Origin of the sequence: Solibacillus sp. FSL W7-1464 (assembly GCF_038004425.1) — a bacterium.
Lineage (GTDB): Bacteria > Bacillota > Bacilli > Bacillales_A > Planococcaceae > Solibacillus.
Map to the genome: position 1 here is coordinate 50,001 of NZ_JBBORC010000001.1, position 25,520 is coordinate 75,520.

Here is a 25,520-nt window from a genome sequence, read left to right on the forward strand (position 1 = left end):
CCTCCTCACCGTTTGAGAAATGGGGGGACGCAGTAGGATAGGGTAAGCACGCCGTTGGTTGCGCGTGTTCAAGCAGTAAGGCGTGTATGTAGGCAAATCCGCATACTATAACGTTGAGCTGTGATGACGAGCTCGTATGAGCGAAGTTCCTGATTTCACACTGCCAAGAAAAGCCTCTATCGAGGTGAGAGGTGCCCGTACCGCAAACCGACACAGGTAGTCGAGGAGAGAATCCTAAGGTGTGCGAGAGAACTCTCGTTAAGGAACTCGGCAAAATGACCCCGTAACTTCGGGAGAAGGGGTGCTTCTTTGGGTGCATAGCCTAGAGAAGCCGCAGTGAATAGGCCCAGGCGACTGTTTAGCAAAAACACAGGTCTCTGCAAAACCGTAAGGTGACGTATAGGGGCTGACGCCTGCCCGGTGCTGGAAGGTTAAGAGGAGCGGTTAGCGCAAGCGAAGCTGTGAATTGAAGCCCCAGTAAACGGCGGCCGTAACTATAACGGTCCTAAGGTAGCGAAATTCCTTGTCGGGTAAGTTCCGACCCGCACGAAAGGCGTAACGATCTGGGCACTGTCTCAACGAGAGACTCGGTGAAATTATAGTACCTGTGAAGATGCAGGTTACCCGCGACAGGACGGAAAGACCCCGTGGAGCTTTACTGTAGCCTGATATTGAATTTTGGTACAACTTGTACAGGATAGGTAGGAGCCAGAGATCTCGGAGCGCCAGCTTCGAAGGAGGCGTCGGTGGGATACTACCCTGGTTGTATTGAACTTCTAACCCATGCCCCTTAGCGGGGTAGGAGACAGTGTCAGGCGGACAGTTTGACTGGGGCGGTCGCCTCCTAAAGAGTAACGGAGGCGCCCAAAGGTTCCCTCAGAATGGTTGGAAATCATTCGTAGAGTGTAAAGGCATAAGGGAGCTTGACTGCGAGACCTACAAGTCGAGCAGGGTCGAAAGACGGGCTTAGTGATCCGGTGGTTCCGCATGGAAGGGCCATCGCTCAACGGATAAAAGCTACCCCGGGGATAACAGGCTTATCTCCCCCAAGAGTCCACATCGACGGGGAGGTTTGGCACCTCGATGTCGGCTCATCGCATCCTGGGGCTGTAGTCGGTCCCAAGGGTTGGGCTGTTCGCCCATTAAAGCGGTACGCGAGCTGGGTTCAGAACGTCGTGAGACAGTTCGGTCCCTATCCGTCGTGGGCGTAGGAAATTTGAGAGGAGCTGTCCTTAGTACGAGAGGACCGGGATGGACATACCGCTGGTGTACCAGTTGTCTTGCCAAAGGCATCGCTGGGTAGCTATGTATGGACGGGATAAGTGCTGAAAGCATCTAAGCATGAAGCCCCCCTCAAGATGAGATTTCCCATTACGCAAGTAAGTAAGACCCCTGAAAGACGATCAGGTAGATAGGTTCGAGGTGGAAGTGCGGTGACGTATGCAGCTGACGAATACTAATCGGTCGAGGACTTAACCACATTTTATTGCATAATTCAATGAAACGTTTATCCAGTTTTGAAAGAATGAAATTTCTTTTAAAAAACAAGAGGGTTTCAAGACACACTCGTGGATTGGAAGCCGTAATAGTGAAGTGATGATGGCAAAGAGGTCACACCCGTTCCCATACCGAACACGGAAGTTAAGCTCTTTAGCGCCGATGGTAGTTGGGGGCTTCCCCCTGTGAGAGTAGGACGTCGCTTCGCACATGTAGACCCACTGAGAAATCAGTGGGTTTTTTGTTTTGTTTAAAAGCTTATACTATATATTATTTTACTGCAGACAGTAATCATTTTAGTTTGTTCAAAAATGGTTTTGTTGTCATTGAGTATTGGGGAAATGAAAGCCTAGAAGCAATGATGGATGCAGTTACTAATAGTCGTAATTCCAACGCCAATGGTGGTCTGAAAGATGGATGCATCTTATAATAGAAGGACAATGAAAATGAGGTGAACGTGGTGAACAATGATCGACCAATCGTTCAAGCATTAAAAAAGTTTGTTGCGGATGATCCGCAATCTTTTCATGTGCCTGGACACAAAAATGGGTTGCTTTCGAATTTGCCCAATGAAATAAAAAAGGCATTAAAGTACGATGTAACTGAACTGACAGGACTGGATGACTTCCATCATCCAGAAGAAGCCATTCAACAGGCAGAGCAGCTCCTCGCATCAACATATGGAGCAAGTCGTAGTTTCTTTTTAGTGAATGGCTCAACAGTTGGAAACTTGGCTATGATCTATGCAACATGTGAAAAGGGAGATACAGTACTTGTTCAAAGAAATGCACATAAATCTATTTTTCATGCATTGGAACTTGTAGGAGTGAACCCTGTATATGTTTCACCAAAATGGGATATAAAAAGTCAGACAGCAGGTTGTATTGATTTTAAAACATTAGAGCAAGCGGTAGCGAGCTATCCCAATGCGAAAGCTGCTATTTTTACGTATCCGACGTATTACGGGGTAACAGCAGATGATTTGGCAAAACAAATTGAATTGTGCCACGCATATAACATTCCTGTTCTAGTTGATGAGGCACATGGAGCCCATTTAACTGTATCTGAGAAGCTGCCCGCATCGGCACTGGAGCTAGGTGCAGATATTGTTGTCCAGTCCGCACATAAAACATTACCCGCTATGACCATGGCTTCCTTTTTACATATGAAATCATCATTAGTAAATGAGCAGAAAGTAAACCGTTATTTACGTATGTTACAATCGAGTAGTCCGTCGTATTTACTGTTAGCTTCCCTAGATGATGCAAGAAGTTATGTGGCGAATTACACGGAAGCTGATTACACGTATCTTATGGAGAAACGTAAGGTATTTATTGAGTCTTTAATAGATTTGCAGGTTGTTGAAGTGAGTGATCCATTAAAACTATTAGTCCGTGCTCCGGGTTATACAGGATTTCAATTAAAAGAGGCATTAGAGAAATTTCATGTATATGTAGAATTGGCAGATGTAAAACAAGTACTTTTAATTTTACCATTGTTAAAGCAGGGGGACTCTTATTCGATTGCGGATATATGTAACCGTATGAAAGAGGCATATACACATTTAAAAAAGTTTCTAACCATTGAAAATACAAATGAAATCGATGGCTTTGAAACGACGGCTATTACACAACCTCAGTATAGCTTTGATGAAATAGAGAGGGCAGAAAAAGAATGGATACCCTACAACCGAGCTATCGAACGTATTGCAGCTACAACACTTATTCCGTATCCGCCTGGAATTCCATTACTTGTACAAGGTGAAAAAATTACGGGAGTACAAATTGGCCGGTTAGAGGAGCTGCTTGCCATCGGGGCAATGTTCCAGGGAGATCATAGATTACAGGAGAAATTAATACAAGTCATAATATAGATGCAGGGAGAATATAAAATGCAAAGGAATTTATTTGTTACGTTTGAAGGCGGGGAAGGTGCCGGAAAAACAAGTGTATTAAAGGCAATCGGCGAGCGTTTAATAGAAAAGCGTATTGAAGCCTTGCTTACGCGTGAACCAGGCGGGATTGAAATTGCCGAGAAAATACGGGCGGTTATTTTAGATCCGGCACATACAGAAATGCATGAACGCACAGAGGCATTATTATATGCAGCAGCACGGGCACAACATTTTTACGAAAAGATTATGCCGGCATTGCAAGAAGGGAAGCATGTATTATGCGATCGGTTTATTGACTCGTCATTGGCATATCAGGGCTATGCAAGGGAAATCGGAGTCGATGATGTACTTTCCATCAATGAATTTGCGATAGGAAAGCGCTTGCCGGATGTAACGATTTTCTTTAATATTGCACCGGAAAAAGGATTAGCGCGTATTCATGCGACACGCAGTGATGAAATTAACCGACTGGATGCGGAAGGGTTGGCATTCCACCAAAAAGTATATGAAGGGTACGAGGAAGCGATGAGACGATACCCTGAGCGTTTTAAAATGGTGAATGCCGACCAGGATATTGATAAGGTCATTGAAGAAGTATGGGGGATTTTAAATCCGTTATTAGGGTAAAAGTAAATGAAGTGGACCTTTTATGTGTTCAGCGGGTTTCTAGAACAACCGCTGAATAAAAATAAGCTTCTGGCAGATGTCACAGATTTTTAAAGGTGATTTTTTGAGTAAACTCAAAAAAAATCCGGACACATTACACCGAGGCGTAATTGATGATATAATAGAGGAACCAATTCAATGAAGGGGTGAGTACGGATGAAGTTAGTAGTAGCAGTAGTGCAAGATCAAGATAGCAACCGCTTATCGAATGCATTGACAAAAAACAACTATCGTGCGACAAAATTAGCGAGTACAGGTGGATTTTTACGATCGGGGAATACGACATTTTTAATAGGTACGGATGATTCTTTAATTCCGAAGTTATTAGATATTATTCGCGAAAACTGCCGATCACGTGAGCAAATGGTTGCTCCTGTATCTCCAATGGGGGGAAACGCAGATTCATACATCCCGTACCCTGTTGAAGTTGAAGTTGGAGGAGCGATTGTATTTGTATTACCAATCGAACAATTCCATCATTTTTAATTTCTTTTCAGCAGACTGAAGGAAATTGAATCCCCATTCGGTATTGGTAAGTTCGTGCAACTATTTATTGTGCGTATAAAACCGAGTAGTATAGTGGGGCGTTATTTTTATGGAGGCGAATGGTAAATGAAGATTAATCAAGATCTCCGTACAAGTTTAAATGCGAATCGCAATGATTTGCGTCCGGCAAATCAAAACGGCAATCGCTTTGGTGACATGATTGTAAAGCAAGAGTCCAAAATGCAGTCAGAGCAGCTCACAAGATTAATGGGTGATATTTCTACAGCGGGAGACCGAGTAGCACGATCACGGAATCTACGTGAATTAGCGCGCTTTAAAATGCTTGTGAAACGTTTTTTACAGGAAGCAGTAGATTATGGGCTTGAGACAAAGCAATCACATACATGGAACCGTTTTGGAGAAGGGCGCCGCTTAAAAATTGTCGAAACAATTGATGAGCGTCTTGTCGAATTGGCAGAAGATATTTTAAATGAAGAAAAAGAGTCTATTGATTTATTGGCGAAAATTGGCGAGATTAAGGGACTATTAATAAATCTGTATATGTAAAAAATGCCCGTGTCTTTGTTGTGCACTAGACACGGGCATTTTTCCAAGCAGAATATATATTGTTTGAATTGTACATAGGGGCATTCATTCAAATAAATAGAAGCAGGAAATGAAAAAGGTGAAGGAATTGACACGAACTATTGAAGAGCTTACGAAACTGCAACCAGTAGTGATGAAGCAACTACAAACAATTGTAGATAAAAATCGTTTAGCACATGCCTATATATTTGAAGGTGAAAAAGGTACGGGTAAGCGAGATATCGTCTCTTTTTTTATGAAACTTCTTCTTTGCGGAAATTTGTCAGAAAATGTTCCATGTGAAACATGTCGAAATTGCAGACGGGTCGATTCGGGAAACCATCCGAATATTTGGCAAGTAGAGCCTGATGGACAATTTATTAAAATTGATCAAATAAGAGATTTAGTTGCGGAAATGAAGATGACAGGTGTAGAGGAAGGCAAGAAAATTTATGTGCTTCATCATGCAGATAAATTAAATATTGCTTCTGCTAATATGCTTTTAAAGTTTTTAGAAGAACCGGACGGACAGGTCGTGGCGATTTTATTAACTGAGCAAATTCAATCTATCATTCCGACGATTCGTTCTCGTTGTCAGCATATTAAATTTGCTAAGGCCCCTCGTACTACTATGCTGGAACAGCTTGTGGAGCAAGGGATTACAAATTCAATGGCATCGACAACAAGCATGGTGACAAATGATCTTGAAACAGCTATTGCACTTGCAAATGATGAGCAATTTGTACTTGCACGAAAAACAGTGTTAAAATTAGTAGAGATTGTTCATCAAAATGTTCATGAAGCACTATTATATATTCATGAAGAATGGCTCCCGCTCTTCAAAGAAAAAGAAGATATGGAGCTAGCACTGGATTTGTTGCTGTTTGCATACCGCGATATTGTAGCGATTAAGGCAAATCAGCAAGCAAAGTGCACGTATCCCGATATGTATCAACGATTTAGTGAACTGGCACTCGTATTGACATATGAAAAACTGTCACGCCAAATGCAATCTATTTTGCAGGCCCGCACGAATTTAAATCGTAATATGAATCGTACGTTATTGATGGAACAGCTTATGCTGAATCTTCAGGAGGGATATACATTTGTATAATGTAGTCGGAGTTCGCTTTAAAAAAGCGGGTAAAATATATTATTTTGATCCAGCCGCTTATATTTTGGAAGTTGGCGAATATGTAATCGTAGAAACTGCGCGGGGAATTGAATATGGCAAAGTAGTTGTGCCAATGCGCCAAGTCGGCGAGAATGACGTTGTTTTACCATTAAAACAAGTAGTTCGACCAGCCGATGAACGTGATCGTTTCCAGGTAGAAGAAAATACAATTGAGTCAAAACGTGCTTTTGAGTTAGCGAATACGAAAATTGTTGAGCATTCGTTGGATATGAAGCTCGTTGACGTTGAATATACATTTGATCGCAATAAAATTATTTTTTATTTTACAGCAGAAGGACGTGTAGATTTCCGGGAATTAGTAAAGGATTTAGCTAGTGTGTTCCGTACGCGAATCGAGCTGCGTCAAATTGGTGTTCGCGATGAAGCTAAACTGCTCGGTGGAATTGGTCCATGTGGAAGAATGCTTTGCTGTTCGACATTTTTAGGCGATTTTGAGCCTGTGTCGATTAAAATGGCAAAGGACCAGAATTTATCGCTGAATCCGACAAAAATCTCCGGTTTATGCGGACGTTTAATGTGTTGTCTAAAATACGAAAATGATGATTATGAAATTGCAAAAGAAGGTATGCCGGACATCGGTGATTTATCAATGACACCAGAAGGCGAAGGCAAAGTCGTCGGATTAAATGTATTAGAGCGACTCATTCAAGTATATTTGACTAAGCAGGAGCGTATGGTTGAATATACGCTTGAAGAGCTTATGCAATATGAGAAAAATCTGATATAGATAGAAATTAATGGGGTGGCTTGAGTGAAGGACCGTAATTTTTTGGATACTGTTATGGAGTTCGAACAACAGCTTGAATCAATGCAACAGCAATTTAGCGCACTTAAGCAATTTGTTGCGCATATGATGGAGGAGCATCAGACGCTTCAAACAGAAAACCTTCACCTACGTACGCGCTTGGAAGAACTATTAGCGAATGAAGCAACTGCAAGTAAACGAGTGGAAGAGCTGAAAAAAGAACCAGTAGATATTGGCGAAGGTTACGATAATTTAGCAAGGCTTTATAATGAAGGCTTCCACGTATGTCATGTACATTTTGGAAGCTCGCGTAAAGGTGAAGATTGTTTGTTCTGTCTATCATTTTTAAATAAACAAAATGGTTAAAAACAAAAGGCTGAATCTGCTAAAGTAGATATCAGTCTTTTGTTTAGAAAAGACTGGTTAAAATAGCAGTTAAGTGGAGGATTTAAGAGTGGAGCAATGGTTGAAGGATGATGAACGATTAGATTATTTACTGGCGGAAGATTTAAGAATTATTCAAAGCCCATCCGTCTTTTCGTTTTCATTGGATGCAGTATTATTGGCGCGATTTGTACAAATCCCGAAAAATAAAGGACATATTATTGATTTATGTTCAGGAAATGGGGTAATCCCATTGTTTCTGAGTGCACGGACAAATGCAAAAATTACAGGTGTAGAATTACAGCCACGCCTGCATGATATGGCAACACGCAGTATTGCATACAATAATTTGACGCAACAAATCGACATGCAGCTTGGTGACGTGAAAGATGCGCCTGGAACACTTGGTATTGAAAAGTACGATGTTGTCACATGCAATCCTCCTTATTTTTTGGCGCATGAGTTAAGTGAAAAAAATATAAGCGAGCACTATGCGATTGCGAGACATGAGCTGTATTTAACGCTTGATGAGGCAATCGAAGCAACAAGTCGTCTATTAAAACAAGGCGGAAAGGCAGCCTTTGTACACAGACCAGGCAGGCTTTTGGATATTGTCAGTGCAATGCGCGCAAACCGGCTGGAGCCAAAGCGCATACAGTTTGTCTATCCAAAACGCGGGAAAGAGGCAAATACATTACTGATTGAAGCAATTAAAGACGGCAAGCCGGATTTAAAAGTGTTGCCTCCATTATACGTGTATGAGGATAACAATGAGTATACGCCAGAAGTGAGGGCACTTTTATATGGAGATGGAAACTAAGCATTACTTTTATGTATTAGAGTGTCGTGATGAATCACTATATGCTGGCTATACGAATAATTTAGAGAAGCGAATTGCAGCACATAATGCAGGTAAAGGGGCAAAATATACACGGGCACGCATTCCGGTAACGTGTATCTATTTTGAAACATTTGAAACAAAACAGCAGGCAATGTCCGCTGAATATGCATTTAAACAATTAAAACGTCCCCAAAAAATAAAGTATATAAGGAGTGCTACAGATGAACTCACAAAAAAGTAGCCAGCATGAACAAGGAAGCTGCCTGTATTTAGTAGCGACACCTATTGGCAATTTAGAAGACATGACGATGCGTGCACTGCGTATTTTAAAAGAAGTCGATATTATTGCTGCAGAAGATACGCGCAATACGAAAAAGCTATGTAATTATTTCGATATTCAAACACCGCTCATTAGTTATCATGAGCATAATATTGAAGTAGGCGGCGAGAAACTGCTTGGCTATTTACAAGAAGGGAAATCCATCGCATTAGTAAGTGATGCAGGTTTACCATGTATTTCGGATCCTGGTGCAGATATTGTCGTAAAAGCAATTGCTGAAGGATTTGCTGTCGTACCAATTCCTGGAGCAAACGCTGCTTTAACCGCATTAATTGCATCCGGTCTTTCCCCACAGCCATTTTATTTCTTCGGCTTTTTAAAGCGAAATAAAAAGGACCGTCGAGAACAGCTGGAAAAATTGGCGAAACGAGAAGAGACGTTGATCTTTTATGAAGCACCACATCGTTTAAAGGAAACATTAAAAGACTTGCAGCTCGTATTAGGTGATCGCAAAATTACATTGGCGCGGGAGCTAACGAAGAAGTTTGAAGAGTTTTTACGAGGTACAATAGAAGAAGCGATTGTATGGGCAAGTGAAAATGAAATTCGCGGTGAATTTTGTATCGTGCTGGAAGGCAATACTTCAGATGAAATCGATGAAGAAGAAGCGTATTGGACGACAATGTCATTGAAAGAGCATGTTACTTATATAATAGAAGAAACTCAAATATCTTCAAAGGAAGCCATTAAAGAAGTGGCTAAGTTACGAAACTTGCCAAAACGTGATGTTTATCAGGCATATCACCAATAAAAAAGCGTTGAAAAGTCAACATACTTTTCAACGCTTTTTATATTTGGTAAAATAATACTTTGCATTACATAAACTAGTGAACGCGTAACCGCTTCAGTTGTTTAAATAAGTGTTATTATTTCTTTAAGTTTTCTTGAATTTCTTTCATTAATGCTTCTGCACCTTCAGAAGACAAGATTAATTTACCGCCTACTAAACGCATGTTTTCATCAGAAACTTCACCAGTTACTGCACATGTCATGTTAGGCATATATTTTTTTAAGATGATTTTGTCGTCATCCACATAGATTTCTAAAGCGTCTTTTTCTGCAATACCTAATGTACGGCGTAATTCGATTGGAATTACTACACGTCCTAATTCGTCTACTTTACGTACGATACCTGTTGATTTCATATTAATATTTCCTCCTATATAAAAAAAGTTATTTAAATTCGTCAAAATTCGACATTCATCTTGATCTAGTTAAAATCATAACAATTAATACCATAAACGTCAATAATTTAGCATTCATATTTCCTTCGTTTAAGAAACTTTTTTGTCATATTTGTACTTTTTAAGGAAATTATAAAAAATATTTACTATAGAATATTTCGAATAGTCGGAAAGATTTAAACAATTACCAAGAATTAGTTTAGATTTTTCGACAAAACTGAAATCCAATAAACTTTCATTGAAACAATTTTCGTACTTCGTTAGAATAAGGATTATACTTAACAAACAAATGGAGGCACTTTCGTGAGTGAACAACAAACATTCTATATAACAACCCCAATTTATTACCCGAGTGGAAAATTCCATATCGGTACTGCATATACGACGGTTGCATCTGATGCAATAGCGCGATATAAGCGTTTAAAAGGATTTGATGTCCGTTTTTTGACAGGCATGGATGAACACGGACAAAAAATTCAGGAAAAAGCACAAGAAGCTAATATGCATCCACAAGATTATGTAAATGAGATTGCAGAAGGCGCCAAAAAATTATGGAATACTATGGATATTTCCTATAATGACTTTATTCAAACCACTGAAACACGTCATAAAGAGTCTGTAGAGAAAATTTTCCGGAAATTTTTAGACAACGGCGACATTTACAAAGGCGAGTATGAAGGACTTTATTGTGTACCTTGTGAGTCTTATTATACTGAGACGCAATTAGTCGATGGAAAGTGTCCGGATTGTGGACGAGATGTGCAAAAAGTTAAAGAAGAGTCATATTTCTTTAATATGAAGAAATACGCAGACCGCCTGCTTGCTTATTATGAAAATAATTTAGAATTTATCGAGCCGGAATCTCGCAAAAATGAAATGATCAATAACTTCATTAAACCGGGTTTGGAAGATTTATCTGTATCCCGTACATCATTTGACTGGGGAATTAAAGTACCAGGGAATCCTAAACATGTTATTTACGTATGGGTCGATGCATTATCGAACTATATTACTTCATTAGGATACGGTTCTGACAATGAAGAACTATTCAATAAATACTGGCCGGCAGATGTCCATGTAGTAGGGAAAGATATTGTTCGTTTCCATACAATTTACTGGCCGATTTTCTTAATGGCATTGGATTTACCATTACCTAAGAAAATTTTTGCACACGGTTTCATTATGATGAAAGACGGAAAAATGTCGAAATCTAAAGGGAATGTCGTGTATCCGGAAATGTTAATCGAGCGATATGGTTTAGATGCAACACGTTATTTCTTATTGCGTGAGCTGCCATTTGGTCAAGATGGCGTATTTTCACCTGAATCATTTGTTGAGCGTACAAATTTCGACTTGGCAAACGATTTAGGAAATCTTTTAAATAGAACAGTTTCCATGATGAATAAGTATTTCGATGGGGTAATTCCTACTGAAAACTTGGAAGCAACACAATATGATGCAGCATTAAAAGAACATGCTGAAAATGTACGTGTTAAATATGAAGAAAGTATGGAAAAAATGCAGTTTAGTGTCGTACTTTCTGAAATATGGTCATTAGTTTCACGCACAAATAAATATATTGATGAAACTTCTCCATGGGTATTGGCAAAAGAGGAATCTGACAAAAATAAACTTGCCGCTGTTATGAATAATTTGGCAGAAAGCTTACGTCATATTGCAGTTATGATACAGCCATTTATGACAAATGCGCCAAAACAAATTATTGAACAATTAGGTCTTGATGAAAAATCATTACATTGGGACACAATTGAAACATTCGGTAATGTTATTCCGAAAAACATAAAAGTTGCAGAAAAAGGAACTCCAATCTTCCCACGCCTTGATACAGAAGTGGAAGTTGCTTACATTCGTGAGCAAATGCAGAGCTCTGTAAAAACAGTACAGGAAGAGGAAACAACAACGGTTGAAGCACCGGATACAGAAGAAATTACAATTGACGATTTCATGAAAGTAGATTTACGTGTTGCAACAGTAGTAGCATGTGAACCAGTTGCGAAAGCTAAGAAGTTATTAAAGCTTCAGGTTGATTTAGGTTATGAACAACGTCAAGTTGTATCGGGTATTGCAGAGCATTACAAACCGGAAGAACTTATCGGTAAAAAGGTAATTGTCGTTGCCAATTTAAAACCTGTTACGTTACGCGGCGAATTATCTCAAGGGATGATTTTAGCAGGCTCACATGACGGAGTTTTAACATTAGCCACTGTTGATCCGAAATTAGCAAATGGTGCACAAGTGAAGTAATGTGAAAAGAGTCTGTTGGACCAGAAGAGTTCAGCAGACTTTTTCATTATTTTAAAAATAGTATTACAATAAAACTATTTTAATATAATTTATATTTGGTTGAAAAAGGATTTTAAGTGGCTTTTTGGGACTTAACTCCCCACTTTATAACACTTATACAATAATAAATATGTATTTTGTAACCTATATGTAATAATACTGAAAACTAAGAAATATGACCAATGAGTACAATACACGATAGGAGAAATGAAGATGAGCACATTTATAGATACACATGTCCATTTAAACGCAGATCAGTATGATGAGGATTTACAGGAAGTAATTGACCGTGCTATTGAAGCCAATGTAGAAAAGATGGTTGTAATCGGATTTGACAAAAAAACGATAGAGCGCGCGATGCAGCTAATAGAAGATTATGATTTTATTTATGCAGTAATTGGTTGGCACCCGGTAGATGCAGTTGATTGTACAGATGAGTATTTAAACTGGATCGAACAACTGGCACAGCACCCTAAAGTTGTCGGGATTGGTGAGACAGGACTGGATTATTACTGGGATAAATCTCCGAAAGATGTTCAACAGTATTGGTTCCGTAAGCAAATCCAATTGGCAAAAAAACTCGAATTACCAATTATTATTCATAATCGCGATGCAACAGGGGATGTCGTGCGGATTTTACAAGAGGAAAACGCAGCTGCTGTAGGCGGGATTATGCATTGTTTCGGCGGTAGTGTTGAAACAGCTCGCGAATGCATAAACATGAATTTCATGATTAGTCTTGGAGGACCAGTTACATTTAAAAATGCACGTCAGCCAAAAGAAGTCGCGGCAGAAATTCCACTGGAACATTTGCTGATTGAAACAGATGCGCCGTATTTAGCGCCCCATCCATTTCGAGGAAAACGAAATGAACCGGCATTCGTTACGTTAGTGGCAGAGGAGATTGCTCGTCTGAAGGAATTGCCTGTGGAAGAAGTTGCGTATAAAACAACGGAAAATGCAAAGCGCTTTTTTAAAATTCAATGATGAAACTATCAAAATAACGGCAGAAATAGATTCAGGACTTTTGCGTTAAGATGATATTTCAACGTGCAGAAGGTTTACCATGATAAGTCGCCTCCAATACTAGTTGCAGTACGAGTTCAAGCAAAATGCCCAATTTTTGATAAATTCTTTTTTATTGACAGTAGGAAAACTAGTACGTATAATCCAACTTTGTATTAAGGAGGCGTTATTTTCATGTCAAATCAATCCATGAAAAGCCAGTTCTTAGGATCATTGAGGAGTAAGCAAACAGGGGTCCGAATTCTTTCTGTAGTCCTGTTTGTATCTGTAATTGCATTTGTTCTATATCACGGAACTAAAACTCCCGTTATGTTAACAGCAGACGGAGAGACCACAAAAATTTATACACACGCAACTACGGTTGATGAGCTTCTGACAGCTCAAAATATAGATTATACAAAATATGATAAAGTATCACCCTCACTGAGTACCAGTATTGATAGTGGAATGTCAATAGAATGGGAACAGGCAAAAGAAGTAGTAATTTCAGTTGATGGAAATCAGTCTAAAGTTTGGACAACTGAAAATGTAGTGAAGAACATTTTGGAAGAAGCAAATATTGAAGTAACAGAGCATGATCTTGTATCACAAAGCTTGGATACAGAAGTAGGAGCCGATAACAAAATCGATATTCAAAAAGCGTTTCAGTTAACGCTTGTCGATGGCAAAAAAGAGAGACAAGTATGGTCCACTTCGACTACGGTCGCTAACTTTTTAAAACAACAAGAGGTTCAATTAGGTGAATCGGATCGTGTCGACAAAGGTTTGGAAGAAGTTATTGCTCCAAATGATAAAATCGCAGTTGTTCGCGTAGAAAAGGTTACCGATGTAGTGGAAGAATCAGTAGATTTCGCAATTGAAAAGAAAAATGATTCTTCTTTATTAAAGGGCAAAGAAAAGGTTGTTTCAGAAGGTAAAAAAGGTAAGGTAGAGCGTACATACGCTATCGTTAAAGAGAACGGAAAAGTCGTCTCGAAAAAGCTTGCTTCTGAAACGGTAATTGAAAAACCAAAAACAAAAGTTGTATCTGTAGGGACAAAAGTTGTCACTGCAAACGTTTCCCGTTCTAGTGAACCGAGTTCCGGGAAAGAGTTTTATGTAACTGCAACAGCATATACACCAAATTGTGCAGGCTGCTCGGGTATTTCGGCAGCAGGTCTTAACCTGCGCGCAAATCCGGATATGAAAGTCATTGCAGTAGACCCTAAAATTATCCCATTAGGAACAAAAGTATGGGTTGAAGGTTACGGGAATGCTGTAGCTGCTGACACAGGCGGTGCTATAAAAGGTAATAAAATCGATGTTTTAGTACCGACAACGTCCAAAGCAAAGAGCTGGGGACGTAAAAAAGTACGTATTAAAGTACTTAAATAAATTTTATCTTCATTGATTAACAATCCAAAATGTATATACGGCTTTCTCGCTTTTTGACTGATGGCGAGGGAGCTTTTTTCATTGTGAAGGAAATATAGATTTTAGCATTGGGTATAACTTTGTAAGAAAGTTTTGTCCCCGTCTAGGCTAAATCGCCAGCTCCTCGCACCATTAGGTCCCTCGTGCAAAAGTGGTGAAGCGTTTACTTTTGCGTCGGGCCCTCCTAGTCTTGCGGCTCACACGACGTGAGTCATTGGGGGCATGCCACATGGATGTGGCGTTTTGCCCACTCGGAGCTAAACGGGCGCTTGAGCACTTTTGTTCTTGAAGTTAGCACAGCGGTAACAAAGTACAATCTATGGTAAAATAGCGAAAGACTATGTTGGAAATGAGGAACGTTTCTTGGATATACAAGAGATTATAGTTGTAGAAGGAAAAGACGATACAACAGCGATTAAGCGTGCAACAGGAGCAGATACTATCGAAACTAACGGCTCTGCCATTTCAGATGAAGTGCTGCGCCGTATTGCACATGCCCAGAAAAAAAGAGGCGTCATTGTATTCACTGACCCGGATTATCCAGGCCGCCGTATTCGCGCGATTATAGAAGAGCGGATACCAGGTGTGAAGCATGCGTTTTTAGCAAAGGCGAAAACAATTGCCAAAAATGGCAAAGGGTTAGGTATTGAACACGCAAACGATGAAGATATCCGTGAAGCGTTAAGCAATGTTTATACATTGGCGGATTCACAAATTGAAGAAAAAATTACACTGGAAGATTTAATGACAGCTAAACTGATAGGACACCCGCAATCAAAAAAACGGCGTGACCAGTTAGGTGAAATTTTAAATATAGGTATGACAAATGGTAAACAGCTTCATAAACGGTTGATGATGTTTCAAATTACAATCGAGCAGTTTGCAGAGGCAATTTCGCAATTAGATCAGGAGGATATGCATGCATAAAGACATTGCTACACCGGTACGTACAAAAGAAATTTTAGAAAAATACGGATTTTCATTTAAAAAGAGCCTAGGGCAGAACTTTTTAATCGACCCGAATATTTTACGTAATATCGTCAGCCACGCTAATTTAACGGAAAATAGTGGAGCGATTGAAGTCGGGCCGGGAATTGGTGCTTTGACAGAGCATCTGGCCCGCGAAGCAAAAAAAGTCGTATCGTTTGAAATCGATCAGCGCCTTTTACCTGTTCTGGAGGATACATTAAGTCCTTATGACAATGTAAAAATTGTTCATTCGGATATTTTAAAAGCGGATGTTGTAAAAGTAATCGAAGAAGAAATGCCAGGTATTGAAGATATTATGGTTGTGGCTAATTTACCTTATTATGTAACAACGCCGATCTTAATGAAACTTTTAAACGATCGTTTACCGATCCGCGGCTTTGTCGTGATGATGCAGAAGGAAGTAGCGGACCGTATTACTGCAAAACCGGGTACGAAGGCATATGGATCTTTATCAATTGCCATTCAATATTATGTAACGGCGGAAATCGCGATGGTAGTACCGAAAACCGTTTTTATGCCACAGCCGAATGTAGATTCAGCTGTCATCCGCTTAATCAAACATGAGAATCCGCCGGTGAAAGTAATTGATGAGGACTTTTTATTTGAAGTATCCCGTGCATCTTTTGCGCAGCGTCGTAAAACAATATTGAACAATTTACAAAACGGACTTGTAAATGGAAAGCAAAATAAAGAACTTATTTTAAAAGCGTTAGAAGAAGCTGGAATTGAACCATCACGCCGTGGTGAAACATTGTCGATCCAAGAATTCGGAAAATTAGCGGACTGCTTATATCCAACCTTTTGTGTACGACAATAAAATGAAATTACATTAAAAAATTTTAAGAAATCTTAAGAAAAAAGTTGACGACTCTGTATCCCGGTGATAAAATATTATATTTTATTGACATTTTAACTACATCATGGTATACTGTTTTATAGTGAGGTGTATGCAAAAATGCCAAAAACGTTAGCAGACATTAAAAAATCATTAGATAGTCATTTGGGTAAACGTTTGCAATTAAAAGCAAATGGTGGTCGCAAGAAAACGATTGAATGCGAAGGCGTCTTAAGTGACACTTACCATGCGGTGTTCGTCATTGAACTAAAGCAGGAAGATAATGCGTGTAAACGCGTATCTTACAGTTACACAGATATACTTACTGAAGCAGTAGAGATTACTTTTTTAGATGATGCTGTAGCTACCATCAAATAGTTTTTCTAGTACTTATTTTAATATTTTAAAAAAAGCGCTCATTTAAAGTGAGTGTTTTTTTCTTTTTTGCACATGCTAAAAGCGTCAACGAAAAGGAGGTTTTTTGCATGGCAAGACAAAAAATCATGTCGAGTCGTCTAAAGGAAGAGATTGCAAAAGAACTTGGATTTTACGACGTAGTTCAACGTGAGGGTTGGGGCGGTATTAAAGCTCGTGATGCAGGAAACATGGTAAGACGTGCGGTTGAAATGGCTCAGGAAAACTTGGCTAGACAATCGCAGAATAACCAAAAATAAGTTGACACAAAGATGGCACCATCGTAGGTTCTCGCTTACGGTGGTGTTATTTTAATTGTAGTTAAGCATTTTACATAGCTTACATAGAAACTCTAACTACTGGATTATCCGGCGAGCATTTTTTAACGGTAATTTGCATAGAAAAGTGAATGTTTATGTGCATAATACACGGCTTTCGTATGGTAAAATAGGGGCAATAGAATTTTAATCGCGTATTACATACTATGCGTGCCTTATACAGTAGGAGGAATTTTTAATGTTATACGTAAAAGCACCCGCAAAAATTAACTTAACACTCGATGTGCTTTATAAACGACCAGATCAATATCATGAAGTGGAAATGATTATGACAACGGTCGACTTGGCCGATCGAATTGGACTGGAATCACGAGCAGATGGCCAAATTAAAATTGTTTCGACAGATAATTTTGTTCCGGACGATCAGCGGAATTTTGCTTATCAGGCAGCAGAGCTTTTAAAAAATACATACAGTATTAAAGAAGGCGTAACCATTTCAATTGAGAAGCAAATTCCTATAGCGGCGGGTCTAGCTGGTGGAAGCAGTGATGCAGCGGCTACATTGCGCGGTTTAAATGAGCTTTGGGATCTGAATTTAACGTTGGACGAGCTGGCGGAACATGGAGCAAAAATTGGTTCGGATGTTTCATTCTGCGTCTATGGCGGTACAGCATTGGCTACAGGGCGCGGAGAAAAGATTAAAGAACTATCCGCACCTCCAACTTGCTGGGTCGTTTTGGCCAAACCGAAAATTGGCGTATCGACAGCAGATGTATACGGTGGACTCAATATAGACGGGCTACAACATCCAAACACGAAAGAAATGATTAAGGCAATTGAAACGGAAGATTATGAGCTAATGTGCAACTCACTTGGAAATGTTTTGGAAACTGTAACATTTAAGCTTCATCCGGAAGTAATAACAATTAAAGAACAAATGCAGCGCTTTGGTGCCGACGCGGTACTGATGAGCGGCAGTGGTCCGACAGTATTTGGGCTAGTGGAAAATGAAGCACGTGTCAGCCGGATTTATAATGGATTACGTGGTTTTTGTGAGGAAGTTTACGTAGTACGTATGTTAGGGGAACGAAATCCACTTGCATAAATACGTATAATTATGGTAATTTGACTATTAAATATTCGTATTTTAATAATTAATGTTTAGGAGAGGGTCGCATGAAATGGAAGCGCAGTGAACGCCTTGTAGATATGACTTATTATCTACTTGAGCATCCACATCAGTTGATCCCGCTAACTTATTTTTCTGAGCTTTACAGTTCTGCAAAGTCTTCAATCAGTGAAGATTTAACAATTGTAAAGGAAACATTCGAAGAAAAAGGAATTGGGCTTTTAATTACCGTACCTGGAGCAGCAGGCGGTGTTAAATATATCCCTAAAATGGCGGAACAAGAAGTTCGTGATATAATTGGGGAATTTATGGGAGAACTTAGTCAATCCGATCGACTATTACCCGGTGGTTATTTATTTATGACGGATCTTTTAGGAAATCCGGAATTGATGAATCGCGTAGGTAAAGTATTTGCGAGCGTGTTTGCAGATCGTAAAATTGATGTCATTATGACCGTAGCAACAAAGGGAATTTCAATTGCACATGCGATTGCAAGACATTTAAATGTCCCGGTTGTTGTTGTCCGTCGTGACAGCAAAGTGACTGAAGGTTCAACGGTGAGTATTAATTATGTATCAGGATCTTCTCGTCGTATTCAAACGATGGTTTTATCAAAACGTAGTATGAAAAGTGGCCAGCGTGTATTAATTACCGACGATTTCATGAAAGTCGGAGGCACGATGAACGGTATGAAAAACTTACTGGAAGAATTCGAATGTGAGTTGGCAGGTATTGCTGTATTAGTAGAAACACAGCATGCTGATGTTTCATTAGTAGATGATTACTATTCTTTAGTAAAACTACAGGAAGTAAATGAGAAAGATCGCACAATTGCATTAAGTGAAGGTAATTTTTTTCAAAAGGAGAGAAATTAAAATGAAAACAGTTTCAACAACAAATGCACCAGCAGCAATTGGTCCATATGCACAAGGTATTGTAGTAAATAACATGTTTTATTCTTCAGGTCAAATTCCACTGACAGCTTCAGGGGAACTTGTGGAAGGCGATATCGAAGTACAGACAAATCAAGTATTCGAAAACTTAAAAGCTGTTTTGGCAGCAGCCGGTTCTTCTTTAAACCAAGTAGTTAAAACAACAGTATTTATGAAAGATATGAATGATTTCGCTATAATGAATGAAGTGTATGCAAGCCATTTTGGAGAGCACAAACCAGCTCGTTCTGCAGTAGAAGTTGCTCGTTTACCAAAAGATGTAAAAGTTGAAATTGAAGTCATTGCATTAGTAAAATAATAATTTCTTAGTTGTAATTTTGAATAATCTAGTTTATAGCTTAAATCCACGGCTTTCTAATTTTAGAAAAGACGTGGATTTTTTTTATTAAGAAAATATTTCGACTCTATTTCCGGCATTTATTAAGAAAATTCATATAAATAAGTAGAATATTTAGTTTATTTTAATAATTATAAAAATTGTAGATAGAAAAAAATTACATTATATTGTATTCTATTGATAAATGATGTATTTTTAGAAATTTACTGGATGATAGAAGGAATATAATCTTTCATCCCGAATACTAAAAACTACGCATCAAACTACAGGGGGTATAAATAATGGAAGTTACTGACGTAAGATTACGACGTGTTCAAACAGAAGGACGTATGCGTGCAATTGCCTCAATTACACTAGATGATGAATTTGTCATCCACGATATTCGTGTAATTGATGGGAATACTGGTTTATTTGTAGCTATGCCTAGCAAAAGAACACCAGATGGCGAATTCCGCGATATTGCACATCCGATTAATTCGAATACGCGCAATAAAATTCAGGAAATCGTTTTGGAAGCTTTCCATGCATCTGCTGAGGAAAATACAGAGGAAACTTTGGAGCTTGAAGAAGTGAATGTTTAATATAAATTAGGGTCACTCATATGAGGAGGCTCTTTTTTTTTATGAATTATTTTTTATGCAGAAATGTTCTATAACAGAAAAATAAAATGAGAATATGTTCGAAAATATACTGATTATTTACTTTTTAACGTTAAATTTTGCTGAATTAGTACACAAAAGAAATTGTGTCAAACTAATATAGATATTTTAAATTCAAACATTTGTCAAGTCTGAATACCTTGAAAAGATTATGAAATTGCTTTATAGTCATAAGAGAAAATGAGCTAAAATGGAGGACTTGTAATATGACGAATATTTTTGCGGTCGTGCTAGCGGCTGGTCAAGGTACACGAATGAAGTCCAAATTATATAAAGTGCTTCACCCAGTATGCGGAAAGCCAATGGTGGAACATGTAATCGACCATATCAGCTCATTAAATGTCGAGCGTGTCGTATCTGTTGTAGGACATGGCGCGGAGCTGGTAAAAGAAACTCTTGGAAATAAGAGTGAGTATGTTTTACAGGAAGAACAACTAGGTACAGCACATGCAGTTCAGCAAGCTGAGCCGATTTTAAGCGGACTTAGCGGAACTACACTTGTCGTATGTGGTGATACTCCCTTAATTCGCCCTGAAACAATGCAGGCCCTGCTTGATCAACATGCATCTCAAAATGCAAAAGCTACTATTTTGACAGCGGTTACAGAAGACCCGACTGGCTATGGTCGTATTTTACGTGACGAACATGGACAAGTGTCACAAATTGTTGAACAAAAAGATGCTACATCTGAACAGCAGCTTGTAAAAGAGATTAATACAGGCACATACTGCTTTGATAATGAAGCGCTGTTTGAAGCACTTAAGCTCGTAAAAAATGAAAATGCACAAGGTGAATTCTACTTGCCTGATGTTATTGAAATTTTACAAAAGCAAGGTGAAACAGTTGCAGCTTATGTAACAGAAAACTTCGATGAAACGCTTGGCGTAAATGATCGTTTTGCACTGTCTCAGGCAGAAGAGCTAATGCGTGCGCGTATTAACGAACGTCATATGCGCAATGGTGTAACGATTATTAATCCGAATTCTACACATATTAGTGCAGACGCAGTAATCGGCAGTGACACGGTTCTTTTACCTGGAGTGATCATCGAAGGAAAAACGGTTATTGGCGAATATTGTAAAATTGGCCCGAATAGTCATATTGTGAACAGTCAAATTGGAAATGCAACAACGATTCATAGTTCAGTCGTGCTAGACAGCCAAGTCGGCAACGAAACAGCAGTAGGTCCGTTTGCACATTTACGTCCGGAATCTTCATTAGGAAACCATGTGAAAATCGGTAATTTCGTTGAAGTGAAGAAGAGTACGCTAGGTGATGATACAAAAGTGTCTCATTTAAGCTATATCGGCGATGCGGAAGTCGGCAGTAACGTAAATATTGGCTGTGGTTCAATCACTGTTAACTATGACGGTAAAAACAAATATAAAACAACTATTGAAGACGATGTATTCATTGGATGTAATTCAAACTTAGTTGCTCCGGTAACATTGAAAAAAGGTTCTTTCATTGCTGCGGGATCGACAATTACTAAAGAAGTACCGGAAGATGCATTGGCAATTGCACGTGCTCGTCAGGAAAACAAATTAGGCTATGTGAGTAAATTAAATTCAAAATAAAATTAACTAAAATACAGGAGGCCATCATGCCGTATCAATACGCTGACTCAAAATTAAAAATCTTCTCATTAAATTCCAACAATCCCCTTGCTAAAGAGATTGCCGATGAAATGGGTCTAGAACTAGGAAAATCATCTGTTAAACACTTCAGTGATGGAGAAGTCCAAATTAGCATTGAAGAAAGTATTCGAGGAATGGATGTATTTATCGTTCAATCTACTTCTGCCCCTGTTAATGAGCATTTAATGGAACTTTTAATTATGATTGATGCTGTTAAACGTGCATCTGCTCGTACAGTAAACGTTGTTATGCCATACTATGGCTATGCACGTCAAGACCGTAAAGCAAAAGCGCGTGAACCAATCACTGCTAAATTAGTAGCAAACTTACTTGAAACTGCCGGTGCAACTCGTGTAATCGTATTGGATTTACATGCACCTCAAATTCAAGGTTTCTTTGATATTTTAATCGACCATTTAGTGGCTGTACCACTGCTTGCTGAACATTTCGGAACAAAAGGATTCAATGAAGAGGAATTGGTTATTGTTTCTCCAGACCATGGTGGTGTAACTCGTGCGCGTAAATTGGCAGAGCGTTTAAAAGCTCCGATCGCAATTATTGATAAGCGCCGTCCAAAACCAAACGTGGCAGAAGTAATGAACATTGTTGGTAATGTAGATGGTAAAGTATGTATTTTAATCGATGATATTATCGATACGGCAGGTACGATTACGATTGGTGCAGAGGCATTGATTAAGAGCGGTGCTAAAGAAGTTTACGCATGTTGTTCACACCCTGTATTATCAGGTCCGGCAATTGAGCGTATTGAAAATTCTCCGATTAAAGAATTAGTTGTAACAAACACAATTCAGTTATCTGAAGAAAAACTTTCTCCAAAAATTCAACAGTTATCAGTTGCGAAGTTAATGGCAGATGCAATCTCTCGTATTTACGAAAATAAATCTGTTAGTACATTATTCGATTAATCAAATGCAAAACAGCTTAGGAATATTATTTCCTAGGCTGTTTTTTTATGTCTTTGTATTTTTATAAGCAAATATTTGCAAAAAATCTGACAATTGATTATGTTTAGGGTGGACAAAGGTAGGGTAAATGTATCTTTGTATAATTATTTAAGGGGGACGATGGAATATGACTACAGTATTACAAGCAACGAAGCGAGAAACTGGGAAACGTTCGATATTAACCCAACTAAGAAATGAAGGCCAACTGGCAGGTGTGCTGTATGGCTATGAAACTGAAACAACACCAATTTCGTTGGATTATAGAGACACTGCTAAAGCAGTTCAAACATATGGTTCAACAAGTGTGTTTAAAATTGAAGTAGGCGGGAAAAGAGTCAATGCAGTACTTACTGATATCCAACGTGATGCACTAAAAGGACATGTGAAGCACGTTGACTTCCTTGCTATCAATATGAAAGAAGAACTTGAAGTGGATGTTCCAATCGTATTTATCGGAACTTCAGTTGGTGTAAAAGAAGGTGGAGTAATTACTCAACCGAACCATACATTGAAAATTAAAGTGAAACCAAGTGAAATTCCAGACACTATAGAAATCGATGTATCCGAATTAGCAGTTGGTGAATCGTTATCTGTGGGTAATGTTCGTGATCAATTTACAGCGTTTACGATTGTAGATAATGACGACTATACATTAGCAACAGTAACACCGCCAGCAGCACCAGTTGAAGATGTTGATGCAAATGCGGAAAATGTAACAGCCGATGATCTTGATGCAACGGGAGAAAAATTATCGCCTGAAAAACCAGGTAGAGAAGATTAAGCAATTGGACAGGCCGCTCTATTATATAGAGCGGTTTTTTAGTGTTTAAAAAATACTTCGACATCCGAAAGAAAATCAGTATAATAATAGGGAGATGAGTAAATATTAAGAAAAATTAGAGGTCTTTATGAGAACACATAATGAAAAAATGAGTATTTATCACGGAATGGCATCTGCTGTTGCACAAAATACTTCAAGCAGCTACATTCCGATTTTTGCAATGACGATTCTTGGTGCGACAAACTATCAGGTCGGGCTGATCAGTTCTTTGCCGCCGCTAATTACACTGTTAATGACATTGCCTGCTGCGATTTTACTAAACCGTGCATTCGAGCAAAAAAGGCTTGTTGCTTTTTCCATATTAACAGCACGCTTTGTTTTCCTGCTCATTGCCTTTATTAGTTATGTACCGGGTAGTTTTGGTTCATGGTTGCTGCTGGGCCTGATTGCTGCAATGAGTGTACCGAATACGATGGCCAATATGGGCTGGCAGTCTTTTATCGGCAGTATTATCGAAGAATCACGGAGAGCCCAGTTTTTCAGTGACCGTAATCGCTTGCTGACAGTAGTTGGCCTATTTGTTACATTAACAATCGGTATTGTTATGAAAGATATGACCGCTAATCGGATAGCTTATCAAGTGCTATTTATGTTTACGTTTGTTGTCGGGGTTGTTGAACTGTATTTTTTATTGAAGCATGATGAACCCGTGCGTGAGCGTAATTTGGAAAAGAACCGTGCAATGGACTGGTCGATTTTTAAAAACAATAAATATGTCCTGTTTTTAATTGTTGCGCTTGTTTTTAACTTTGGCTGGCAAATGGCTTGGGGTGTTTTTAATATTTATAATGTTCGTTATGCGGAAGCGACAATCTTCTGGATTAGTATGTTCAATGTTGCAAATATGATTGCCCAAATTTTTTCATTTTCACTTTGGCGTAAATGGTCTCAAAAATACGGTAACATGAGTGTATTCGTCTGGGTTGCCTTTGGGATGTCGACAGCACCATTACTGATGGTTTTATCGACAAACCTTTATTATTTAGTTGCGATGTCTTTTCTTTCCGGACTGTTTGTTTCAGGAACGGTTTTAATATTGTTTAATTTACTGCTGGAAAATTCACCGCAGGAGGTCCGCACATATTGTATAACAACATATAATGTGCTGCTTGCCGTCGTTGCGTTTTCTTCCCCGCAAATTGGAATTTGGCTGCTCGAAACGTACTCGATGGAAACGGCGATGTATTTATCGACAGCAGTTCGCTTTTTTGCAGCAGTAGGCTTTTTAGTGCTCTTCATTGTAAGGAAAATGCGCGAGAAATCATTGGCACAATACTAGAGGACGATACATACTTTTCAGAAGCATATATGATAAAATAAAGGCGATCAGAGAAAAAGGATGCGATTACTAGTGAAATTAATTATTGGTTTAGGAAATCCGGGAAAACCATATGAACATACACGCCATAATATAGGTTTTGATGTGATTGATGAATTAGCCAATCGATGGAATGCACCATTAAACCAAACTAAATTTAATGGTATGTATGCAACGGTTCATCGTCCTGAAGGAAAAGTCATTTTATTGAAGCCGCTAACATATATGAACTTATCAGGAGAATGTGTTAGACCTCTAATGGATTATTTTGATATAGAAATTGAAGATATTATTGTTATTTATGATGATTTAGATCTGGAAACGGGTAAGTTAAGATTACGTGGCAAAGGAAGTGCTGGAGGACATAATGGGATTAAATCATTAATTCAGCATTTGGGGACACAGGAATTTAACCGAATCCGTGTCGGAGTAAGTCGCCCGCCAGCGGGTATGAAAGTTGCGGATTATGTATTGGCCAAATTTTCAAATGAGGATCAGCCAATTGTAAAAGAAGCTGTCGAAAAGAGCTGCGATGCTGTTGAGACAGCTTTAGCAAAGCCGTTTTTAGAAGTGATGAACAAATTTAACGGCGCATAAATTAATC

At 38.9% G+C, this 25,520-nt stretch carries 27 protein-coding genes and 2 rRNA genes (1 of these 29 only partly in view); 28 read left to right on the top strand and 1 reads right to left on the bottom strand.

Features of this window, described 5'->3' with window-relative positions; all coding sequences use genetic code 11:
* The 12 genes from MKZ25_RS00215 to rsmI form a co-directional block, all read left to right on the top strand.
* Nucleotides 1-1,480, top strand: a 23S ribosomal RNA gene (locus MKZ25_RS00215); it begins 1,449 nt to the left of the window's first position.
* Between the two features lie 109 nt (nucleotides 1,481-1,589).
* Nucleotides 1,590-1,705: ribosomal RNA gene (gene rrf, locus MKZ25_RS00220) — 5S ribosomal RNA — on the top strand.
* Nucleotides 1,706-1,957: 252 nt separating this feature from the next.
* Complete coding sequence (locus tag MKZ25_RS00225; RefSeq protein ID WP_340799629.1) at nucleotides 1,958-3,370, top strand: aminotransferase class I/II-fold pyridoxal phosphate-dependent enzyme; 1,413 nt, start codon at nucleotides 1,958-1,960, stop codon at nucleotides 3,368-3,370.
* Between the two features lie 18 nt (nucleotides 3,371-3,388).
* Nucleotides 3,389-4,018: a dTMP kinase gene (tmk, locus tag MKZ25_RS00230; protein WP_340799630.1), complete on the top strand. Its 630-nt coding sequence runs from the start codon at nucleotides 3,389-3,391 to the stop codon at nucleotides 4,016-4,018.
* A gap of 195 nt (nucleotides 4,019-4,213) precedes the next feature.
* Nucleotides 4,214-4,543, top strand: a complete 330-nt coding sequence (locus MKZ25_RS00235; protein WP_079523149.1) for a cyclic-di-AMP receptor — start codon at nucleotides 4,214-4,216, stop codon at nucleotides 4,541-4,543.
* 126 nt (nucleotides 4,544-4,669) lie between these two features.
* The gene (locus MKZ25_RS00240) at nucleotides 4,670-5,110 is read left to right on the top strand and encodes a YaaR family protein (RefSeq protein ID WP_340799631.1); all 441 of its coding nucleotides are present in this window, start codon (nucleotides 4,670-4,672) and stop codon (nucleotides 5,108-5,110) included.
* Between the two features lie 109 nt (nucleotides 5,111-5,219).
* Nucleotides 5,220-6,242, top strand: coding sequence for a DNA polymerase III subunit delta' (gene holB / locus MKZ25_RS00245; RefSeq protein WP_445326845.1), 1,023 nt, complete (start codon nucleotides 5,220-5,222; stop codon nucleotides 6,240-6,242).
* Nucleotides 6,235-7,050: a PSP1 domain-containing protein gene (locus MKZ25_RS00250; protein WP_008408311.1), complete on the top strand. Its 816-nt coding sequence runs from the start codon at nucleotides 6,235-6,237 to the stop codon at nucleotides 7,048-7,050. Before holB ends, MKZ25_RS00250 begins: the two co-directional genes overlap by 8 nt.
* Nucleotides 7,051-7,074: 24 nt before the next feature.
* Entirely contained in the window at nucleotides 7,075-7,434 is a 360-nt protein-coding gene (gene yabA / locus MKZ25_RS00255) for a DNA replication initiation control protein YabA (protein WP_079523146.1), read from the top strand.
* Between the two features lie 88 nt (nucleotides 7,435-7,522).
* Nucleotides 7,523-8,272 (top strand): tRNA1(Val) (adenine(37)-N6)-methyltransferase, encoded by a 750-nt coding sequence (locus MKZ25_RS00260; RefSeq protein WP_340799632.1) that lies wholly within the window; start codon nucleotides 7,523-7,525, stop codon nucleotides 8,270-8,272.
* On the top strand, nucleotides 8,256-8,534 hold the full coding sequence (locus MKZ25_RS00265) for a GIY-YIG nuclease family protein (protein WP_340799633.1): 279 nt from the start codon (nucleotides 8,256-8,258) through the stop codon (nucleotides 8,532-8,534). The genes MKZ25_RS00260 and MKZ25_RS00265 overlap by 17 nt, the downstream gene beginning before the upstream one ends.
* Complete coding sequence (rsmI, locus tag MKZ25_RS00270) at nucleotides 8,515-9,384, top strand: 16S rRNA (cytidine(1402)-2'-O)-methyltransferase (RefSeq protein ID WP_340799634.1); 870 nt, start codon at nucleotides 8,515-8,517, stop codon at nucleotides 9,382-9,384. Before MKZ25_RS00265 ends, rsmI begins: the two co-directional genes overlap by 20 nt.
* Nucleotides 9,385-9,499: 115 nt before the next feature.
* Here the strand turns inward: rsmI and MKZ25_RS00275 are convergent, their stop codons facing one another.
* The gene (locus tag MKZ25_RS00275) at nucleotides 9,500-9,778 is read right to left on the bottom strand and encodes an AbrB/MazE/SpoVT family DNA-binding domain-containing protein (RefSeq protein ID WP_008408305.1); all 279 of its coding nucleotides are present in this window, start codon (nucleotides 9,776-9,778) and stop codon (nucleotides 9,500-9,502) included.
* A 342-nt stretch (nucleotides 9,779-10,120) separates the two neighbouring features.
* Between MKZ25_RS00275 and metG the strand changes: the two genes are divergently transcribed.
* The 16 genes from metG to pth all read left to right on the top strand — a co-directional run bounded on the left by metG (nucleotide 10,121) and on the right by pth (nucleotide 25,513).
* The gene (gene metG / locus MKZ25_RS00280) at nucleotides 10,121-12,082 is read left to right on the top strand and encodes a methionine--tRNA ligase (RefSeq protein WP_340799635.1); all 1,962 of its coding nucleotides are present in this window, start codon (nucleotides 10,121-10,123) and stop codon (nucleotides 12,080-12,082) included.
* A 252-nt stretch (nucleotides 12,083-12,334) separates the two neighbouring features.
* Nucleotides 12,335-13,108: a TatD family hydrolase gene (locus MKZ25_RS00285; RefSeq protein ID WP_340799636.1), complete on the top strand. Its 774-nt coding sequence runs from the start codon at nucleotides 12,335-12,337 to the stop codon at nucleotides 13,106-13,108.
* A 213-nt stretch (nucleotides 13,109-13,321) separates the two neighbouring features.
* Nucleotides 13,322-14,521: a ubiquitin-like domain-containing protein gene (locus MKZ25_RS00290; protein ID WP_340799637.1), complete on the top strand. Its 1,200-nt coding sequence runs from the start codon at nucleotides 13,322-13,324 to the stop codon at nucleotides 14,519-14,521.
* Nucleotides 14,522-14,923: 402 nt separating this feature from the next.
* Entirely contained in the window at nucleotides 14,924-15,487 is a 564-nt protein-coding gene (rnmV, locus tag MKZ25_RS00295) for a ribonuclease M5 (protein ID WP_340799638.1), read from the top strand.
* On the top strand, nucleotides 15,480-16,367 hold the full coding sequence (gene rsmA, locus MKZ25_RS00300; RefSeq protein WP_340799639.1) for a 16S rRNA (adenine(1518)-N(6)/adenine(1519)-N(6))-dimethyltransferase RsmA: 888 nt from the start codon (nucleotides 15,480-15,482) through the stop codon (nucleotides 16,365-16,367). The genes rnmV and rsmA overlap by 8 nt, the downstream gene beginning before the upstream one ends.
* Before the next feature lie 138 nt (nucleotides 16,368-16,505).
* Entirely contained in the window at nucleotides 16,506-16,763 is a 258-nt protein-coding gene (gene veg, locus MKZ25_RS00305) for a biofilm formation stimulator Veg (protein WP_008408296.1), read from the top strand.
* A 107-nt stretch (nucleotides 16,764-16,870) separates the two neighbouring features.
* A complete protein-coding gene (locus tag MKZ25_RS00310) occupies nucleotides 16,871-17,059 on the top strand; it encodes a small, acid-soluble spore protein, alpha/beta type (protein ID WP_079523137.1) in 189 nt (62 codons plus the stop codon).
* A 256-nt stretch (nucleotides 17,060-17,315) separates the two neighbouring features.
* On the top strand, nucleotides 17,316-18,182 hold the full coding sequence (ispE, locus tag MKZ25_RS00315) for a 4-(cytidine 5'-diphospho)-2-C-methyl-D-erythritol kinase (protein ID WP_340799640.1): 867 nt from the start codon (nucleotides 17,316-17,318) through the stop codon (nucleotides 18,180-18,182).
* Nucleotides 18,183-18,253: 71 nt separating this feature from the next.
* Complete coding sequence (gene purR, locus MKZ25_RS00320; RefSeq protein WP_340799641.1) at nucleotides 18,254-19,081, top strand: pur operon repressor; 828 nt, start codon at nucleotides 18,254-18,256, stop codon at nucleotides 19,079-19,081.
* A 1-nt stretch (nucleotide 19,082) separates the two neighbouring features.
* Nucleotides 19,083-19,457: a RidA family protein gene (locus tag MKZ25_RS00325; protein ID WP_251691549.1), complete on the top strand. Its 375-nt coding sequence runs from the start codon at nucleotides 19,083-19,085 to the stop codon at nucleotides 19,455-19,457.
* Nucleotides 19,458-19,777: 320 nt separating this feature from the next.
* Nucleotides 19,778-20,077 carry a septation regulator SpoVG gene (gene spoVG, locus MKZ25_RS00330; protein WP_008408289.1) on the top strand — a complete coding sequence of 100 codons (300 nt, stop codon included), beginning with the start codon at nucleotides 19,778-19,780 and terminating at the stop codon, nucleotides 20,075-20,077.
* 284 nt (nucleotides 20,078-20,361) lie between these two features.
* Nucleotides 20,362-21,732 carry a bifunctional UDP-N-acetylglucosamine diphosphorylase/glucosamine-1-phosphate N-acetyltransferase GlmU gene (gene glmU / locus MKZ25_RS00335; RefSeq protein WP_340799642.1) on the top strand — a complete coding sequence of 457 codons (1,371 nt, stop codon included), beginning with the start codon at nucleotides 20,362-20,364 and terminating at the stop codon, nucleotides 21,730-21,732.
* A 26-nt stretch (nucleotides 21,733-21,758) separates the two neighbouring features.
* Nucleotides 21,759-22,718 carry a ribose-phosphate diphosphokinase gene (locus MKZ25_RS00340; protein ID WP_079523132.1) on the top strand — a complete coding sequence of 320 codons (960 nt, stop codon included), beginning with the start codon at nucleotides 21,759-21,761 and terminating at the stop codon, nucleotides 22,716-22,718.
* Between the two features lie 166 nt (nucleotides 22,719-22,884).
* A complete protein-coding gene (locus MKZ25_RS00345; protein WP_340799643.1) occupies nucleotides 22,885-23,538 on the top strand; it encodes a 50S ribosomal protein L25/general stress protein Ctc in 654 nt (217 codons plus the stop codon).
* Nucleotides 23,539-23,665: 127 nt separating this feature from the next.
* On the top strand, nucleotides 23,666-24,877 hold the full coding sequence (locus tag MKZ25_RS00350) for an MFS transporter (protein WP_340799644.1): 1,212 nt from the start codon (nucleotides 23,666-23,668) through the stop codon (nucleotides 24,875-24,877).
* Nucleotides 24,878-24,949: 72 nt separating this feature from the next.
* Nucleotides 24,950-25,513 (top strand): aminoacyl-tRNA hydrolase, encoded by a 564-nt coding sequence (gene pth, locus MKZ25_RS00355; protein ID WP_340799645.1) that lies wholly within the window; start codon nucleotides 24,950-24,952, stop codon nucleotides 25,511-25,513.
* Nucleotides 25,514-25,520 lie beyond the last annotated feature (7 nt).